Source organism: Cryptosporangium phraense, assembly GCF_006912135.1.
GTDB lineage: Bacteria > Actinomycetota > Actinomycetes > Mycobacteriales > Cryptosporangiaceae > Cryptosporangium > Cryptosporangium phraense.
The window spans coordinates 1-16,618 of sequence record NZ_VIRS01000032.1; the positions used below are offsets into that span (position 1 = coordinate 1).

15 protein-coding genes are annotated in these 16,618 nt (G+C 71.5%); 11 read left to right on the forward strand and 4 right to left on the reverse strand.

Features of this window, described 5'->3' with window-relative positions:
- On the forward strand, window positions 1-438 hold a 438-nt coding region (locus FL583_RS41215), incomplete at its 5' end, for a hypothetical protein (protein ID WP_205752660.1).
- A 209-nt stretch (window positions 439-647) separates the two neighbouring features.
- On the opposite strand, the gene FL583_RS32140 is transcribed toward FL583_RS41215, so the two are convergent.
- On the reverse strand, window positions 648-1,508 hold the full coding sequence (locus FL583_RS32140) for a RecB family exonuclease (protein WP_142708645.1): 861 nt from the start codon (window positions 1,506-1,508) through the stop codon (window positions 648-650).
- Between the two features lie 281 nt (window positions 1,509-1,789).
- Between FL583_RS32140 and FL583_RS32150 the strand changes: the two genes are divergently transcribed.
- On the forward strand, window positions 1,790-2,788 hold the full coding sequence (locus FL583_RS32150) for a tRNA (adenine-N1)-methyltransferase (RefSeq protein ID WP_142708647.1): 999 nt from the start codon (window positions 1,790-1,792) through the stop codon (window positions 2,786-2,788).
- Here the strand turns inward: FL583_RS32150 and FL583_RS32155 are convergent.
- A complete protein-coding gene (locus FL583_RS32155) occupies window positions 2,785-3,075 on the reverse strand; it encodes a ferredoxin (protein WP_142708648.1) in 291 nt (96 codons plus the stop codon). The genes FL583_RS32150 and FL583_RS32155 overlap by 4 nt on opposite strands.
- Window positions 3,076-3,366: 291 nt before the next feature.
- Between FL583_RS32155 and arc the strand changes: the two genes are divergently transcribed.
- From arc to FL583_RS32195, 8 genes are all read left to right on the forward strand, one after another.
- Complete coding sequence (gene arc / locus FL583_RS32160) at window positions 3,367-5,154, forward strand: proteasome ATPase (RefSeq protein WP_142708649.1); 1,788 nt, start codon at window positions 3,367-3,369, stop codon at window positions 5,152-5,154.
- A gap of 101 nt (window positions 5,155-5,255) precedes the next feature.
- Entirely contained in the window at window positions 5,256-7,883 is a 2,628-nt protein-coding gene (locus FL583_RS32165; RefSeq protein WP_142708650.1) for a glycosyltransferase family 39 protein, read from the forward strand.
- Window positions 7,884-7,892: 9 nt separating this feature from the next.
- Window positions 7,893-9,416, forward strand: a complete 1,524-nt coding sequence (gene dop / locus FL583_RS32170; protein ID WP_142708651.1) for a depupylase/deamidase Dop — start codon at window positions 7,893-7,895, stop codon at window positions 9,414-9,416.
- Between the two features lie 60 nt (window positions 9,417-9,476).
- Complete coding sequence (locus tag FL583_RS32175) at window positions 9,477-9,689, forward strand: ubiquitin-like protein Pup (protein WP_142708652.1); 213 nt, start codon at window positions 9,477-9,479, stop codon at window positions 9,687-9,689.
- Window positions 9,690-9,788: 99 nt separating this feature from the next.
- Complete coding sequence (gene prcB, locus FL583_RS32180) at window positions 9,789-10,619, forward strand: proteasome subunit beta (RefSeq protein ID WP_170323982.1); 831 nt, start codon at window positions 9,789-9,791, stop codon at window positions 10,617-10,619.
- A gap of 20 nt (window positions 10,620-10,639) precedes the next feature.
- A complete protein-coding gene (prcA, locus tag FL583_RS32185; protein ID WP_142708654.1) occupies window positions 10,640-11,425 on the forward strand; it encodes a proteasome subunit alpha in 786 nt (261 codons plus the stop codon).
- 7 nt (window positions 11,426-11,432) lie between these two features.
- A complete protein-coding gene (locus tag FL583_RS32190) occupies window positions 11,433-12,437 on the forward strand; it encodes a helix-turn-helix transcriptional regulator (protein WP_142708655.1) in 1,005 nt (334 codons plus the stop codon).
- A gap of 106 nt (window positions 12,438-12,543) precedes the next feature.
- Complete coding sequence (locus FL583_RS32195; RefSeq protein ID WP_142708656.1) at window positions 12,544-13,395, forward strand: hypothetical protein; 852 nt, start codon at window positions 12,544-12,546, stop codon at window positions 13,393-13,395.
- Here the strand turns inward: FL583_RS32195 and FL583_RS32200 are convergent.
- On the reverse strand, window positions 13,343-14,932 hold the full coding sequence (locus FL583_RS32200) for an FAD-dependent oxidoreductase (protein WP_142708657.1): 1,590 nt from the start codon (window positions 14,930-14,932) through the stop codon (window positions 13,343-13,345). The two genes, FL583_RS32195 and FL583_RS32200, sit on opposite strands and share 53 nt — an antisense overlap.
- Before the next feature lie 53 nt (window positions 14,933-14,985).
- Here FL583_RS32200 and FL583_RS32205 point away from each other — a divergent pair, with 53 nt between their 5' ends.
- Complete coding sequence (locus FL583_RS32205) at window positions 14,986-15,606, forward strand: TetR/AcrR family transcriptional regulator (RefSeq protein WP_205752661.1); 621 nt, start codon at window positions 14,986-14,988, stop codon at window positions 15,604-15,606.
- On the opposite strand, the gene FL583_RS32210 is transcribed toward FL583_RS32205, so the two are convergent.
- Complete coding sequence (locus FL583_RS32210; RefSeq protein WP_142708659.1) at window positions 15,603-16,595, reverse strand: sporulation protein; 993 nt, start codon at window positions 16,593-16,595, stop codon at window positions 15,603-15,605. The two genes, FL583_RS32205 and FL583_RS32210, sit on opposite strands and share 4 nt — an antisense overlap.
- Window positions 16,596-16,618: the final 23 nt, after the last annotated feature.

Consider the following 16,618-nt stretch of genomic DNA (forward strand, 5'->3'; position numbering starts at 1 on the left):
GCGGTGGTGCGGTGGTGCGGTGCTGCGCGGCGAGGTGCGGTGCTGCGTGGCGGGGTGGTGCTGCGCGGGGGTGCTGCGGTGCTGCGCGGCGGGTGTGGTGCTACGTGGCGGTGCGGTGCTGCGGTGCTGCGCGGCGGGGTGCGGTGCCTACGCGGCGAGGTGGTGCTGCGCGGCGGTGCTGCGGTGCTACGTGCCGGCGGTGCGGTGCTGTGCGGCGGTGCGGTGCTGCGGTGCTGCGCAGCGGGGTGCGGTGCTACGTGGCGGCGCGGCGGGGTGGTGCTGCGCGGCGAGATGGCGGTGCGGTGCGGTGCGGTGAGCGCGGGGTGGTGTGGTGCGCTGGGTGCGGGGTGGTGTGGTGCGGTGAGTGCGGGTGGCGCCGGTGGGGGACGGCTGGTGCCGGTTCGAGTCGGCGAGGCGGATGGATGGGCGGCCGAATGAGGGCTCGGCCCGGCCTTATCCCCCGCCCGTGCCATCGTCCTGCCGCCGACCCACCTGCCGCCGACTCACCTGCCCTCGGCCCACCAGGCCCGGCCCGGCCCATCTGGCCCGGCTCCGCCCCGCCGGCGGCCCGCCGCCCACCCACCCCGCCCCCCGCCCCGCCGGCGGCCCGCCCCCCACCAACCCACCCCCGCTCGCGCCGCTCGGCGTCAGTCTTCGGCGGCTGGGGACGTCATCGGCTCCATCGCCGGGGGCGCGGCTTCGGGGAACGGTGGGGGTGTTCCTCCGTGGGCGGGGCAGAGGGCCTGGTGGTCGCACCAGCCGCAGAGGGGGCCCGGGTTCGGGCGGAAATCCCTGGCCTCGGTGGCTCGATCGATGGCCGCCCACAGGGCCTGGAGGGTGCGCTCGAAGCGGATCAGTTCGTCGGCGTCCGGGACGTAGTCGAGGACCTCGCGGTCGCCCAGGTAGAGCAGGCGCAACATCCTCGGGACCACGCCCCTCGTGCGCCAGATGACCAGCGCGTAGAACTTCAGCTGGAACATCGCCTTGCCCTCGAAGGACTCCCTCGGGGCGGCGCCGGTCTTGTAGTCGACCACGCGGATCTCGCCGGTGGGGGCTACGTCGATTCGGTCGACGAAGCCTCGCAGGCGGAGGCCCGAATCGAGCACCACCTCCACCAGGCGTTCGCGCTCGGCCGGGGCCAGGCGGTTCGGGTCTTCGAGGGTGAAGTAGCCGGAGAGCAGGCCTCGAGCCGATTCGAGCCAGGTGGTGAGGGATTCCGGAGTTTCGAAGAGCTCGGTGAGTTCGGGTACCTCGTCGACCAGGCGGTTCCACTCCGGGGAGAGCAGGGCCTCGGCGGCGGCGGGGGAGCGCTGGCCGGGCGGGAGGTCGAAGAGGCGCTCGAGGACCGCGTGGACGAGGGTGCCTCGGGTGGCGGCGGCGGTGGGGCGTTGGGGCAGGCGGTCGATGCTGCGGAAACGGTAGAGCAGCGGGCAGGTCTTGAAGTCCGACGCTCGTGACGGAGACAGCGACCCGACGATCGGGAGCAGTGCGCCGGGAGACTCGGTCATGCGCGACAGGTTAGGCCAGCCCCCCGACAGTTCGCCGCACTCACCCCGGACCGGTGGATAACTCCGCGCGCGATTAGAGTCGTGCGCCGGACCAAGCGAAGGAGATCCTGGTGACGGCACCGGTCCCGAACGGGACGACAATGACCGACGTGGCCTCAGAACCCGCCGGTGTGACCGACACCACGCCCCCCGCGGCCACGCCCGCAGATCCCGCGGCCACGCCCGCGGAACCCCCCGCGGCCACGCCCGCCACGGAACCCGCGGCCACGCCCGCTGCGGCCATGCCCGCCGCGACCACGCCCGCGGAACCCGCGAAAAACCCCGCCCCCATCGGCACCGCCCGCCGCGGACCCTTCCTCCCCGGCGACCGCGTCCAGCTCACCGACCCCAAAGGCCGGCTCCACACCGTCGTCCTCGAGCCCGGTCGCTCCTTCCACACCCACCGCGGCGCGCTCGCCCACGACGACCTGATCGGCAAGCCCGAAGGCATCGTCGTCACCGCGAGCTCCGGCACCCAGTACCTGGCGATCCGCCCGCTGCTCTCCGACTTCGTGCTGTCGATGCCCCGCGGCGCCCAGGTCATCTACCCCAAGGACGCGGCCCAGATCGTCGCGATGGGCGACATCTTCCCGGGCGCCCGGGTCCTCGAGGCCGGGGCCGGCTCCGGCGCACTGACCTGCTCCCTGCTGCGGGCGGTCGGGGAGCGCGGGAAAGTCCACTCCTACGAGCGGCGCGAGGACTTCGCCGACATCGCCCGGGTCAACGTCGAGCGGTTCTTCGGCGCACCGCACCCGGCCTGGACGCTCACCGTCGGCGACGTCGCCGACGCGGGCAGCGAGGAGTTCGACCGGGTCATCCTCGACATGCTCTCCCCGTGGGAGGTGCTGCCCCGGATCGCCCCGATGCTCATCCCCGGCGGCGTCCTGATCGCGTACGTGGCCACCACGACGCAGCTGAGCGCGACCGTCGAGGCGCTCCGGGAGCACGGGAGCTTCACCGAGCCACGGTCCTGGGAAACGCTGGTCCGCGACTGGCACGTCGACGGGCTCGCGGTGCGTCCCGACCACCGGATGGTGGCGCACACCGCGTTCCTGATCAGCACCCGCCGTCTCGCCGACGGCGTCGTCGCCCCCAAGCGTCAGCGCAAGCCGTCCAAGGGAGCCGAGGCCTACGCGGCCCGCAAAGCGGGCCAGCCGGACCCGGCCACCCCAGCCACCGCCCCGGCGAACCCGGACCCGACCCCGGCCCCGGCGAAGCCGGACCCGACCCCGGAGGCTTAAGCCTCCGGGCCGGCCACCTCGACGCCGTCGGACTCACGGACGACGTGGATGCAGTCGCCGGGACATTCCTTGGCCGAGCCGATCACGTCCAGCCGCAGCTTCGCCGGCACCGCCACCTGATCGCCGGGTGACGTGCGCAGCTCGCCGTCGTCGCCCTTCACGTAGGCGAGGCCGTCGATGTCGAACTCGAAGACCTCCGGGGCGTACTGGACACACAAGCCGTCTCCGGTGCAGAGGTCTTGATCGACCCAGACCCGCAGCGGCGCGTCCGCGGCAGTGTCCGACACGTGTCCTCCCTAGAAAATCTTCCGCGCCGCCAGCGTAGGCACGTTTCACGTCGGACGCCCAGCCGGGTTCCCGTCCGAGTAACGGGGAATGCCACATTTTTCACAACCGGCTACCCGGATCGCCGAATCCGCGACTCTGGGTGAACAGCGAGTGTCCTCCTGGCCTGCGGTAAAGGCGAATGAGTGAACAGGACAAAGTTTCCCTTCTGTGACGCGGGCATCGACTGCACGACGGCTTTGCGGGGGACTCGGTACTGTTGGTGCACCGATCACCGGGGGAGGTGGCCGCTCGTGAACACAGATCCGAACGACGCGCACGGCAGCGCGCGGCGCGAGGCGGAGGTCCGCGATCTCACGGCCCAGGTGGACTTCCTCCAGGAGGAAGTCCAGCTCCTGCGCCGCAAGCTCACGGAAGGGCCCCGGCACGTCCGGACCCTCGAGGATCGTCTTGCCACCGCGCAAGCAACGATCTCTCGCCTCACCGAACAGAACGACAAACTGGCCTCGACCCTCAGAGAAGCGCGCACGCAGATCGTCGCGCTGAAGGAGGAAATCGACCGGTTGGCCCAGCCGCCCAGCGGCTACGGGGTCTTCCTGGCCGCACACGACGACGGAACCGTCGACGTGTTCACCGGCGGACGCAAACTGCGGGTCGCCGTCTCCCCGTCGGTGGAGGCCGAGAGCCTCCTCCGCGGTCAGGAGGTCATGCTCAACGACGCCCTCAACGTCGTGCAGGCCCTCGGTGTCGAGCGGGCCGGCGAGATCGTGACCCTCAAGGAAATCCTGTACGACGACGCCGGGGTGAAGGACCGCGCGCTGGTGCTCAGCCGCGCCGACGAGGAACGGGTCGTGTACCTGGCCCACACCCTCGACGACGTCGCGCTGCGGGCCGGTGACGCGCTCCTGCTCGAGCCCCGGTCGGCGTACGCCTACGAGCGCATCCCGAAGTCGGAGGTGGAGGAGCTCGTCCTGGAAGAGGTGCCCGACATCGACTACTCGTCGATCGGTGGCCTCTCGTCCCAGATCGAGCAGATCCGGGACGCCGTCGAGCTCCCGTTCCTGCACGCCGACCTGTTCCGCGAGCACGAGCTGCGGCCGCCGAAGGGCGTCCTGCTCTACGGCCCGCCCGGGTGCGGCAAGACGCTTATCGCCAAGGCGGTGGCGAACTCGCTGGCCAAGAAGGTGGCCGAGGTCCGCGGCGACACCGGTAACGACGCCGGCAAGTCGTTCTTCCTCAACATCAAGGGCCCGGAGCTGCTCAACAAGTACGTCGGCGAGACCGAGCGGCACATCCGGCTGATCTTCCAGCGGGCGCGCGAGAAGGCATCCAACGGCACCCCGGTGATCGTGTTCTTCGACGAGATGGACTCGATCTTCCGGACCCGTGGCTCCGGCGTCTCCTCGGACGTCGAGAACACGATCGTTCCCCAGCTGCTGTCGGAGATCGACGGCGTCGAAGGCCTGGAGAACGTCATCGTGATCGGCGCCTCGAACCGGGAAGACATGATCGACCCGGCGATCCTGCGGCCGGGCCGGCTCGACGTGAAGATCAAGATCGAGCGTCCGGACGCGGAAGCCGCGAAGGACATCTTCAGCAAGTACATCACCGGCGGCGTGCCGATCCATGACGACGACATCAAGGCCAACGGCAACTCGCGCGACGCGACGCTCAGCGCGATGATCCAGGGCGTCGTCGAGCGGATGTACACCGAGACCGAGGAGAACCGCTTCCTCGAGGTGACGTACGCCAACGGTGACAAGGAAGTCCTGTACTTCAAGGACTTCAACTCCGGCGCGATGATCCAGAACATCGTCGACCGGGCCAAGAAGATGGCCATCAAGGACTTCTTGACGCTCGGCCAGAAGGGCGTCCGGATGCAGCACCTGCTGGATTCGTGCGTCGACGAGTTCCGGGAGAACGAGGACCTCCCGAACACCACCAACCCCGACGACTGGGCCCGGATCTCCGGCAAGAAGGGCGAGCGGATCGTCTACATCCGTACCCTCGTGTCCGGCGGAAAGGGCAGCGAAGCGGGCCGGTCGATCGAGACCGCGAGCAATACGGGACAGTATCTCTGACCCACCCGGTGGCGGGCCGCTGACGCGGCCCGCCACCGGCCATCACGACTACGGGAACCAGTACCTCTCCAGATGACGCACACAGGCGCCGGACCGCGACGTTGAGGACGATTCATCGACGCCTCGTCGCCGCACTCCCGGTGCGCGCCTGGATACTCCTCGCACTGCTCTACGTCCTCGCGGTCGCCCTGGCGCTGATCACCAACCCCCAGTTCGGGCCGGATTCGCGCATCTACCTCGCCTGGACGTACTGGTACCTCGGCCACCCACAGCCCGAGGCGGCCCAGCTCTCGTACAACTACCTGTGGGACAACGGCGGCCTCAAGGACTGCTGGTCCTGCTGGCCCGACGACTACCAGCACAAGTTCTTCACCGGCCAGTACGCGGCCGTCGTCGGCCCGCGCGTGCTGCTGCCGTTCCTCTCCGCGCCGTTCGTCGCGCTGATCGGCCCGATGGGCATGCTGGTCGTGCCGATGGTCGGCTACGCGATCGCGGTCGTCGCCACCGTGATGCTGGCGTCCCGGCTCTGGGGCCAGCGCTGGGCCCTGCTCTCCGGCGTCGTGCTGCTGCTCCCGGTGTACGTGTCCCGGTGGAGCGTGGTCGCGCACACCGAGGGCCCGGCGTTCGCGCTGCTCGCGGCGCCGCTGCTGCTCCTGCCACTGGCCAAGCGCACGACCCGGAAACACCTGGTCTGGTACGTCGTCCTGGTCGCGGTCGGCATGCTCAACCGGCAGTTCGCGATCGCGCTGCCGGCCGCGGTCGGCAGCGCCTGGCTGCTGGTCGCGATCCGCGATCGCGCTTTCCGCAACGTCTGGCTGCCGTTCGCGTTCTGGGGCAACCTGGTCGGCTTCGGCATCCTGATCGCCCAGATGGTCGTCACGCCGATCATCTTCGGCGGCGAGGAACTGAGCCTCACCGCGCAGTTCAACGCGCTGTCCCAGCAGTACTTCCAGGCCCAGGGGCTGGCCGCGATCGCGCCGGTCACCTGGAACATCATCACCTCCGACCTGCTCCGGGTCCGGTACGACCTCGGGTTGATGGCGCTGCTGGTGATGCTCACGGTCGCGGTGATCTGGCGGTTCCGCAGCGAGCTCTCGGCGATGGCCGTCGGCGCGTTCCTCACCGTCAGCGCGATCAACGTCATCGAGTTCTGGCCGGCCTCGTTCCGGTACCACGCGCCGATCGTCCCGCTGCTCGTGCTGGCGACGGTCGCGCTGCTGGCCGATCTCTGGGGCCCGGTCCGGCAGCGGCCGTCCCGCTCCACCGAGGCGGTACCGCGCACCCCCGCGAACCGGCTCAGCGAGAACGCCGTCCGGAAAGCGATCGAAGCCGCGAGGCCCCCGCGGATCTGGGCCCCCACGAGAACCGGCCTGCGCTGGATCGGCTCGCTCCCCGGCCACGCCTGGCTGACGATCGGCGTCCTCGTCGTCGTCACGTTCGCGGAGCTGCAGGACCGGACCTGGCACTACGGACCCACCAGCATCTACAGCCTGGCCTGGGCCTACCGCATCCTCGGCTACTCGCCGGCCGACGCCAGCATGAAGACCTACGACGACCTGCACATGCTGCCGTTCTTCGACTCCGGCTGCGGCGGCCCGTGCTGGGAGTACGGCAACACCTGGATCTACCAGCACGCCACCTCGGCCGACCCCAACATCGTGTACCCGGTGCTCTCGGCGCCGTTCGTGGCGCTGTTCGGGTACAGCGGCCTGCTGGTCGTCCCGGTCGTCGCGCTGCTGGTCGCGACCGTGCTGATCACGGTGTTCGCCCGCCGCCGCTGGGGTGCCGCCGCGGCCACGCTGACCGCGGTGATGTTCCTGCTGACCGACCGCATCGCGGTCGCCGGCCTGGCCGGCACCGCGGACATGCTCGCGATCGCGCTCGCGATCGGCTGCCTGTTCACGCTCCCTCTGGACGGTCCCCGCAGCCGTAGGGCCCTGGCCGTCTTCGGCGTCCTGATCACGCTCGCGCTGCTCAGCCGGTCGACGTCGATCGCGCTCGTCGGCGCGGTCGGGATGGCCTGGCTGGCCGCGTCCTGGAACGCCCGCAACCCGCTCAACCGCTGGCTGCCCTACGCCGCCACCGCGGTCGGCTCGCTGGTCGGCGTCGTCGCGCTGGGCCAGGTGCTGCCGATCGCCGACGCCCGCTACCTCGGGCGCGCCCGCGAGGTGATCTCGGAGGGCACCGGCGGCGTCGTCGGGTCGATCGCCGACCGCATCCACGAGGCCACCCAGGTCGACGGCACCTACATCGCCGCCGACGCGCTGCTCTGCGCGGTGCTGCTGATCACGGTGTTCGCCGCCCCGCTGCGGGCCGTCCGCGACCCGCTGGCCGCGCTCGCGTTCGGCGGCGGCCTGGTCAGCGCGCTGCTCGGCCTGCTCGTCGGGGTTCCGTCCGGAGCCCGCCAGTTCAGCGTCGTCTACCCGCTGTTCCTGCTGGCCACGGTCAGCGTCCTCGTCCCGCTGGCGGGCCGGTTCCGACCGCGCGCGCCGGACCTGCCGCCGGTCTCCGGCGACCCGCCGGCTCCGGCCGAGCCGGGGCCGCCGCCGTCCCCGGCGACCGTGGACCCCCCGGTTCCGGACGCCGTCCCGGCCGCGTTGTTGTCGGCGGACGACGTCGACCTGACCGCGCCGACCCCGGCCCCGGCGGACGCCGGACCGAACGCCGACGGCGGCCTGTGGCGCAGAAGCCGACGGCCAGGCCGGGCGGTCGCGGTCCGAGGTACGTAGGCTTCACTCATGAGCGCGCGACGAATCATGGGCACCGAGGTGGAGTACGGCATCTCGGTTCCCGGCCAGCCCGGCGCCAACCCGATGGTCACCTCGTCCCAGATCGTCAACGCGTACGGGTCGCGCAACGACCCGTCGCGCAACGGCCGGGCCAGATGGGACTACGAGGAGGAGTCGCCGCTGCGCGACGCCCGCGGGTTCAACTACGGCGGTGCGCTCTACGACCCGGCCGAAGCGCTGGCCGACGAGGATCTGGGGCTGGCCAACGTCATCCTCACGAACGGCGCGCGGCTCTACGTCGACCACGCGCACCCGGAGTACTCGACGCCCGAGGTGACGAACCCGCGGGACATCGTGCTGTTCGACAAGGCGGGCGAGCGGGTGATGGCCGAGGCGTCGCGGCGGGCCGCGACCGTCCCGGGCGCGCCGCCGATCAACCTGTACAAGAACAACACCGACAACAAGGGCGCCTCCTACGGCGCGCACGAGAACTACCTCATGCGCCGCCGGACGCCGTTCAGCGAGATCGTCACCCACCTGACGCCGTTCTTCGTCACGCGCCAGGTCGTCTGCGGCGCCGGGCGGGTGGGCATCGGGCAGGACGGGTCGGGCTCCGGGTTCCAGATCAGCCAGCGGGCCGACTTCTTCGAGGTCGAGGTCGGGCTGGAGACCACGCTCAAGCGCCCGATCATCAACACCCGGGACGAGCCGCACGCCGACGCCGAGAAGTACCGCCGGCTGCACGTCATCATCGGCGACGCGAACCTGTCCGAGATCTCGACGTACCTCAAGGTCGGCACCACCGCATTGGTCCTGAGCCTGATCGAGGACAAGGTCCTGCCGTCCGACCTGGCGCTGGCCGAGCCGGTCACCGACCTGCGCTCGGTCTCGCACGACCCGGCCCTGCAGCACAAGGTCAGCCTGCGCGACGGGCGGAAGATGACCGCGCTCGACATCCAGGAGATCTACTGCGAGCGGGCCCGCACGTACGTGGAGGACCGGTTCGGCGACGACGCCGACCCGATCACCAAGGACGTGCTGGAACGCTGGGAATCGGTGCTCCAGCGGCTGCGGCAGGACCCGATGCTGTGCGCCACCGAGCTCGACTGGGTGGCCAAGCTGCGGCTGCTCGAGGGCTACCGCGACCGCGACGGGCTGGGCTGGGACTCGCCCCGGCTGGCCCTGGTCGACCTGCAGTACTCCGACGTCCGCCCGGAGAAGGGCCTGTACCACCGGCTGGTGGCCCGCGGGGCGATGAAGCGGCTGCTGGACGACGACGAGGTCACCCGGGCGATGCTCAAGCCGCCGACCGACACGCGGGCGTACTTCCGCGGCCGGTGCCTGGAGAAGTACGGCCCGTCGGTGGTGGCGGCGAGCTGGGATTCGCTGATCTTCGACGTCGGCCGGGAGTCGTTGGTGCGGGTGCCGATGCTGGAGCCGGAGCGCGGCACGCAGCAGCACGTCGGTAGTCTGCTCGATCGGTGCGACAGCGCCACCGAGCTTCTTGATGCGTTGACGGGTCCGGGACGTTAACAACGGTCCAAACCTCCCGAAGGGGAGGTACCGTCGAGATGCGAACCGAGGGGAGACGCCATGAGCACCAGGGACAGCGGCGGTCAGTCGCAGAGTAGTCGGGCCCGGCAGGACGTCGACGAGGTCGAGGCAGTAGAGGCGAACCCCGAGGTCGCCGAGCGGGTCGAGGAGCTGACCGAGGACGTCGACTCGATGCTCGACGAGATCGACTCGGTGCTCGAGGAGAACGCGGAGGAGTTCGTCCGCGGTTACGTACAAAAGGGCGGCGAGTAGCTCCCCGGAACGAACGAAAGGCCGCCCGGCCTCGCCGGGCGGCCTTCGTGCATCTGACGGTAGGGTTGCGACAAGCTCAACGTGTACGTACGAGAGAGGATCCAGGTGACAACAGGCCGTTCCTCGAACCTGTTCAACGCCCCGGTGGGGTCGTCGTTCACCGAGTTCCTGAACCTGGCCGCCCCCGAGCTGCTGCCCGGCCGGCGCCCGCTGCCGCCGGGTGACCACGGGGCGGTGGCCCCGCACGGCACCACGATCGTCGCCGCCACCTACAACGGTGGTGTGGTGATGGGCGGCGACCGGCGTGCCACCCAGGGCAACATGATCGCTCAGCGGGACATCGAGAAGGTGTTCCCGACCGACGCGTACTCGGTCGCCGGTATCGCCGGCACGGCCGGTATCGCGATCGAGATGATCCGCCTGTACCAGGTCGAGCTCGAGCACTACGAGAAGATCGAGGGCACGCCGCTGACCCTCGACGGCAAGGCCAACCGGCTCTCGATCATGATCCGCGGCAACCTCGGCGCGGCCCTCCAGGGCCTCGCGGTGATCCCGCTGTTCGCCGGGTTCGACCTCGACGCCACCGACCCGGCCGCGGCCGGCCGGATCTTCGGGTTCGACGTCACCGGCGGCTGCTGGGAGGAGCAGGGCTACTCGTCGGTCGGCTCCGGCTCGGTGTTCGCGAAGTCGTCGCTGAAGAAGCTCTGGAAGCCGGCGATGGACGAGGCCGGGGCGGTCCGCATCCTGGTCGAGTCGCTCTACGACGCGGCCGACGACGACTCGGCGACCGGCGGTCCCGACATCATCCGCAAGCTGTACCCGATCCTCGCGGTCGTCGACGCCGAGGGCGTCCGCCGGCTGACCGACGACGAGGTGGGCGCGGTGGTCGCCGAAGTGATCGCCGACCGAACCGCCAATCCCGGCGTCTAGCGAAGGGGCATCCAGCAAAGATGGCAATGCAGTTCTATGCCTCTCCCGAGCAGCTCATGCGCGACCGCTCGGAGTTCGCGCGCAAGGGCATCGCGCGCGGCCGCAGCGTGGTCGTGCTCAGCTACTCCGGTGGCGTCCTGTTCGTCGCCGAGAACCCGTCGAAGGCCCTCCACAAGGTCAGCGAGATCTACGACCGCATCGGCTACGCCGCGGTCGGCAAGTACAACGAGTTCGAGGCGCTGCGCCAGGTCGGCGTCCGCTACGCCGACCTGCGCGGCTACTCCTACGACCGGCGTGACGTCACCGCGCGGGGCCTGGTCAACGCGTTCGCGCAGCAGCTCGGCGCGATCTTCGGCGAGCAGTCCAAGCCGTTCGAGGTCGAGGTCTGCGTCGCCCAGGTCGGCGCGTCGGCGGCCGGTGACGAGCTCTACCGCCTGACCTACGACGGGTCGGTCACCGACGAGCCGGGCTTCATCGCGATGGGCGGCCAGTCCGAGGCGATCGCCTCCAACCTGCGCGAGAAGCACTCGAACGAGCACGATCTGCGGGCCGCGCTCAAGGTCGCGACCGAGGCGCTCGGGTCGATCGGCGGCGAGAACGGCAACCCGCGGACGCTGTCCGCGGCGCAGCTGGAGGTCGCGGTCCTCGACCGCGCCAGGCCCGGCCGGGCCTTCCGCCGGATCATCGGTGCGGCCCTCGAGGGTCTGCTCTCCGTCCCCGATTCGGACGCCAAGCCCGAGACGGACGCGAAGGCCGACGCGGACGCCACGCCGGACGCGGAGACCGGGACGCCGTCGGAGGAGTAGCCGGGCCGTGCGTGCGGATCGGCTCCTGTCGCTGCTGTTGCTCGTGCAGACGCGCGGGCGGATGACCGCGCAGGAGCTCGCGGACGAGCTCGAAGTGTCCGTGCGCACGGTCTACCGGGACGTCGAGGCGCTCTCCGCGGCCGGCGTCCCGCTCTTCGCCGACCGCGGTCCGGCCGGCGGCTACCAGCTCGTCGACGGGTACCGCACGAAGCTGACCGGGCTGACCGTCGATCAGGCCGAGTCGCTGTTCCTGGTCGGCCTGCCCGGGCCGGCCGCCGCGCTCGGCCTCGGCACCGAGCTCGCCGCGGCCGAGCTGAAGCTGCTGGCCGCGCTCCCGGCCGAGCTGCGCACCCGGGCCGAACGCATGCGCGAGCGCTTCCACCTTGACGCGCCGGGCTGGTTCCGCGAGGCCGAGGACGTCCCGCACCTGGCCGCGGTGGCCGACGCGGTGTGGAACCAGCGCCGGATCTCCGCGCGGTACCGCCGCTGGCGGGCCCCGCGCGAGGTGGACCGGGTCTGGGATCCGCTGGGCGTCGTCCTCAAGGCCGGGGTCTGGTACTTCGTGGCCCGGTCCGGCCGGGAGATTCGCGCCTACAAGGTGTCGCACCTGCTCGAAGTCTGCGAGCTGGGGGAGCGGTTCGAGCGTCCGGAGGGCTTCGACCTGGCCGCGTACTGGCAGGAGTGGACCCGGCGCTTCGAGGCGAACCTGATCACCGACGTGGCCGAGGTCCGGATCTCGCCGGCCGGGCTGAACTACCTGCAGCACCTGCTCGGCGGCCCGGCCATGGTGGCCGCGGCCAGGGAGAACGCCGGTCCGCCGGACGCCGACGGGTGGGTGGTGACCACGATCGGGATCGAGCGGATCCGCAAGGCCCAGGCCGACTTCCTGGCCCTCGGCGCCGACGTCGAGGTGCTCGGCCCGCCGGAGTTGCGGTCGGCGGTGGCCGAGGCCGCCCGCGCGGCCTCCTCCTTCTATGCCGACGCCGCGCCCGCGCCGTCCGATCGCATCTAGTACGGTGCGTACCGCTCGCTAGAAACGGACAAAGCGGGCGGCGGAGACGGGGGCTGCGGTGGCAACGGGGCGGCGAACCCTCGCGGTACGGATCGGGAGCGGGCTGATGAGCGCCGCGGTCCTGGCCGGGCCTGCCCCGGCCAGCGCCGGGCCGGTCCCGGCCGTGGGGCGGCCCGCGACCCGGTGCGTGGTCGCGGATCAGCGGCTCGGGCAGATCAGCGGGCTGGTCGAGCGTCCGGGCGGGTTCTCGGTGCTGAACGACACCGGACCGGTGCTCTGGCGGCTCGACGGCTCCTGCCGGGTGACCCACCGGACCGTGTTGCGTCCGCCGGCGGCCCACGACCCGGCCGCGGCCCCGCTGGGCGGGAAACGGTTCGACACCGAGGACCTCGCGGTCGACGCGTCCGGCGCGTTCTGGATCGCCGACATCGGCGGCAACACGACGCGGCGGACCGCGGTGTCGCTGTTCCGGTGGCGGCTCGGCACCCCGGCGACCGCGGTGACCCGCTACGACCTGAAGTACCCGGACGGCCCGCACGACGCCGAGGCGCTGCTGCTGAGCCGCCGGGGTCAGGTCGCGATCGTGACGAAGACCGTGGAGGCGCCCGGGGTCTACGTCGCGAACGCCCCGCTGGCGCCGGTCGGGTCGTTGCGCCTGGCCGGTCGGCTGCACATCCGGCGGTGGTGCCCGTCGTGCCGGTACCGCAGCCGGCTGGTGACCGGGGGAGCGGTCTCGGCCGACGGCAAGCGGGTTGTGCTGCGCACCTACGACCGGGCGTTCGAGTGGAGCGCGCCGACCGGCGACGTGGTCGGGGCGATGCTGTCCGGCGCGCCCCGGCAGATCGCGCTGCCGGCCAGCCGTCAGGGTGAGGCGATCGCGTACACCTCGGACGCGAAGACGCTGCTCACCGCGACCGAACGGATACCGGCTCCGATCGCCGCGGTGCCGGTTCGCTGAGCGGGGCGCCGAACCAGGTCCGCAGAGCGGCCGACAGGCCCTCGGCCGGGTCGGGCTCGTCGCGGTCGGCGGCCCAGGCGACGACGCCGTCGGGGCGGACGAGCAGCCCGGCCAGACCGGGCCGATCGGTGCTGGTGGTGGTCACCAGCGTCACCCGGCCCGGGTAGCCGGCGGCCGCGGCCCGCACGGCCGGGTCGCCGGTCAGATCCACCAGCACGCCGGTGCCGTCGACGCAGTGCTCGGCCAGCCGGGATCCGTCGGCCAGCGCCAGATCGGGCGCGATGAAGCCGATCAACGGGTGAGTGCCGGCCAGCGGGTACCGGATCGTGGCTCCGGAGAGCTGCTTGACCAGGTACGTCGTCCCGTCGGTGGTGTTCGCGAGGTCGGCGACCAGGTCGCGCAGCGCGTCGGCCCAGGGGTCCGAGCGCATGATCCCGATCTGGGCCCGGGTCCAGGCGAGGACGCGGGCGCCGACCGGGTGACGCTCGGCCGTGTAGGTGTCGAGCAGGCCGTCGGGCGCCCACCCGCGGACGACCGCGGCGAGCTTCCAGCCCAGGTTGACCGCGTCGCCGATGCCGAGGTTGAGGCCCTGGCCGCCGAACGGCGAGTGGACGTGGGCGGCGTCGCCGGCGAGCAGAACACGGCCGCGCCGGTAGTCGGTGGCCTGGCGGGCGTTGTCGGTGAACCGGGTGATGCTCGACATCCCGGTGACCGTGACGTCGACGCCGGTGACCCGCCGGATCGCGCCCTGGAGTTCGTCGGGGGTGACCGGGGTGTCCCGGTCGGCCGGGGAGCCGCTGAACTCGACGACGAGGATCCGGCCCGGCATCGGCCCGAACGCGTAGACGCCCCGGGCCGACCGGTTCCAGCCGGGTCGCAGCCCCTCGGTGCCGGTCATCTCGGCGACCGCCTGCCAGGCGGTGATCTGCGGGGGCGTGCCCGGGAAGTCGAAGCCGGCGTTCTTGCGGATCTCCGACCGGCCGCCGTCGCACCCGACCAGCCAGCCGGCGCGCAGCCGCTCGTCGGAGGCCGAGATCGTGACTCCGTCGGCGTCCGGCTCGAAGGCCGTGACCGGCGTGGAACGGCGGATCTCGACGCCGAGGGACGTCGCCCGGGCGGTGAGGAGGGCCTCGAGTTCCTGCTGGGGGACAAGCCCGACGTCGGCCGCCGGGCCGTGCCCGGCGAACGCGGGGTCGGACTCGTCGAGCAGGGTGCCGTCGAGCATCAGCGCGCCGAAATGGCCGAGGAACTTCGGCGGTGGCGTGCGCGGGCCGGCCGCCGGGCCGGTGCGGGTGGCCAGGAACGCCCGGAACTGGGCCAGCGCGCGCTCCTGGGCCGCGACCAGGTCGGGGAGGAGACCGCGGCGGTCGAGCGCGGCCGCGGTCGGGAGCGTGATCGAGCCGGCCTTGGTCGTGAGGTCGGGCTCGGCGAGGCGGTCGAGGACGAGGACGTCGACGCCGGCCAGGCGTAACTCGCAGGCCAGCATCAGCCCGGTCGGTCCGGCTCCGACGACGACGACATCGTGGTTGGAAGTCATTGGACCAGAATATGTACCGAGTCAAAGTTTTGGCCAGGTATATGATCGAAGACATGGGCCTGCGGGATCGGAAGAAGCTCGAGACGCGGCAGCGGATCTCGGACGAGGCCACGCTGCTGTTCGTGACGCGGGGGTTCGACGCGGTGACGGTCGCGGAGATCGCCGAGGCGGCGAACGTCTCCAAGATGACGGTCTTCAACTACTTCCCGCGCAAGGAAGACATGTTCTTCGACCGGCTGCCCGAGGCCCGGGATCTGCTGCTCACGGCGATCGACGGCCGGGCCGACGGCGTGTCGCCGGTCGGGGCGATCCGGGAGCTGGCCCTCGACCTGCTGCAGCAGGACCATCCGCTCGGGGGCGCGGGAGATCACCGGCAGTTCTGGCGGACGATCCTGGCGTCGCCGACGCTGCGCGCGCGGATGCGCGAGTCGGTGGAGGAGCTGGAGGATCTGCTGACGTCCGTGCTGCTGACGGCCGCGCCGGAGAGCGGGCCGACCCGGGCGCGATGGTCCGCGGCGCTGATCATGGCCGCGCTCCGGACGACCCGCCAGGTCGCGGCGCAGCGCATCCTGGCCGGTGAGGATCCGGAGCTCGTGACCGCGGAGCAGCCGGCCCTGGTGAACGAGCTGTTCGACGGCGTCGAGCGAGCGCTCGACGCCGTCGGGGCCGGCTAGAAGAAGCCGTCGTCTCCGCCGTCGTCGTCGAAGACCTCCTCGAAGACCTCGTCGGCGACGATGCCGCCGACGAAGCCGGCCGCGGCCGCGCCGGCCACCGCGCCCATGCCCATCCCACCGCGATGACGACGGTGGCCGTGGTGCCCATAGGCACCGTAGGCGCCGTGGCTCTCGTAACCCCCGTGGCCGTATGGGGAGTGGCCGCCGTAGCTGTGCGCGTTCGCCAGGAGCTGCTGGAGCCAGCCGTCGAGGTACCCGGCCCAGTCGGTCCGGCCCGCGGTCGCGTAGTCGATCCGCAGGTGGTGGAACGTGTCGGCGCCGCCGCTGAACAGCCCGCCACGCTTGTCGACCTCGAGGACGACGTCGACCGCCTGCGGGCCGGCGACGAACGTGACCTCGAGCTCGTTGAGCCGCCCGGCGTACTGGGGCGCCGGGAAGAACTCGATCTCCTGGTAGAACGGCATCTGCTGCGGCACCCCGCGCAGGTGGCCGTACTCGACGTCGGCGTTGCGGAACGTGAACCCGAGCCGGGCGACCGCGTCGAGGAACAGCTCCTGGGCCGGCAGCGGGTGGATCGCGACCGGGTCGAGGTCCCCGGCGTCGATCGCCTTGGCCACCGACACCTCGGTCTTGAGCCCGACGGCCATCCCGCGCAGCGGCTGCCCGAAGACCGCGGTCACCGGCGCCTCCCACGGCACCGCGAACTGGAACGGGAGCACCTGGTCGGCGTGCTCGGCCAGCTCGAACCGCCCGGAGAGCGGCAGCCGGGCGAACTCGACCCCGCCGGCCGACTCGTGCTCGCCGCCCTCAAACTCGACCCGGGTGACCAGACCGAGCTCGATGCGCTCGATCGTGACGGTGCGGTCGCCCCCGCGCAGTCGCACCTCGCCGCGCAACAGCTCGCCGGGGCGGCAGTCGCTGCGTTCGAGCACCGTGTCGACGGACGGCCCACCGGCGCCGAACGCGTGCATCAACTTCCGAAAGACCACGACTTCTCCTCGGATGGCATTCT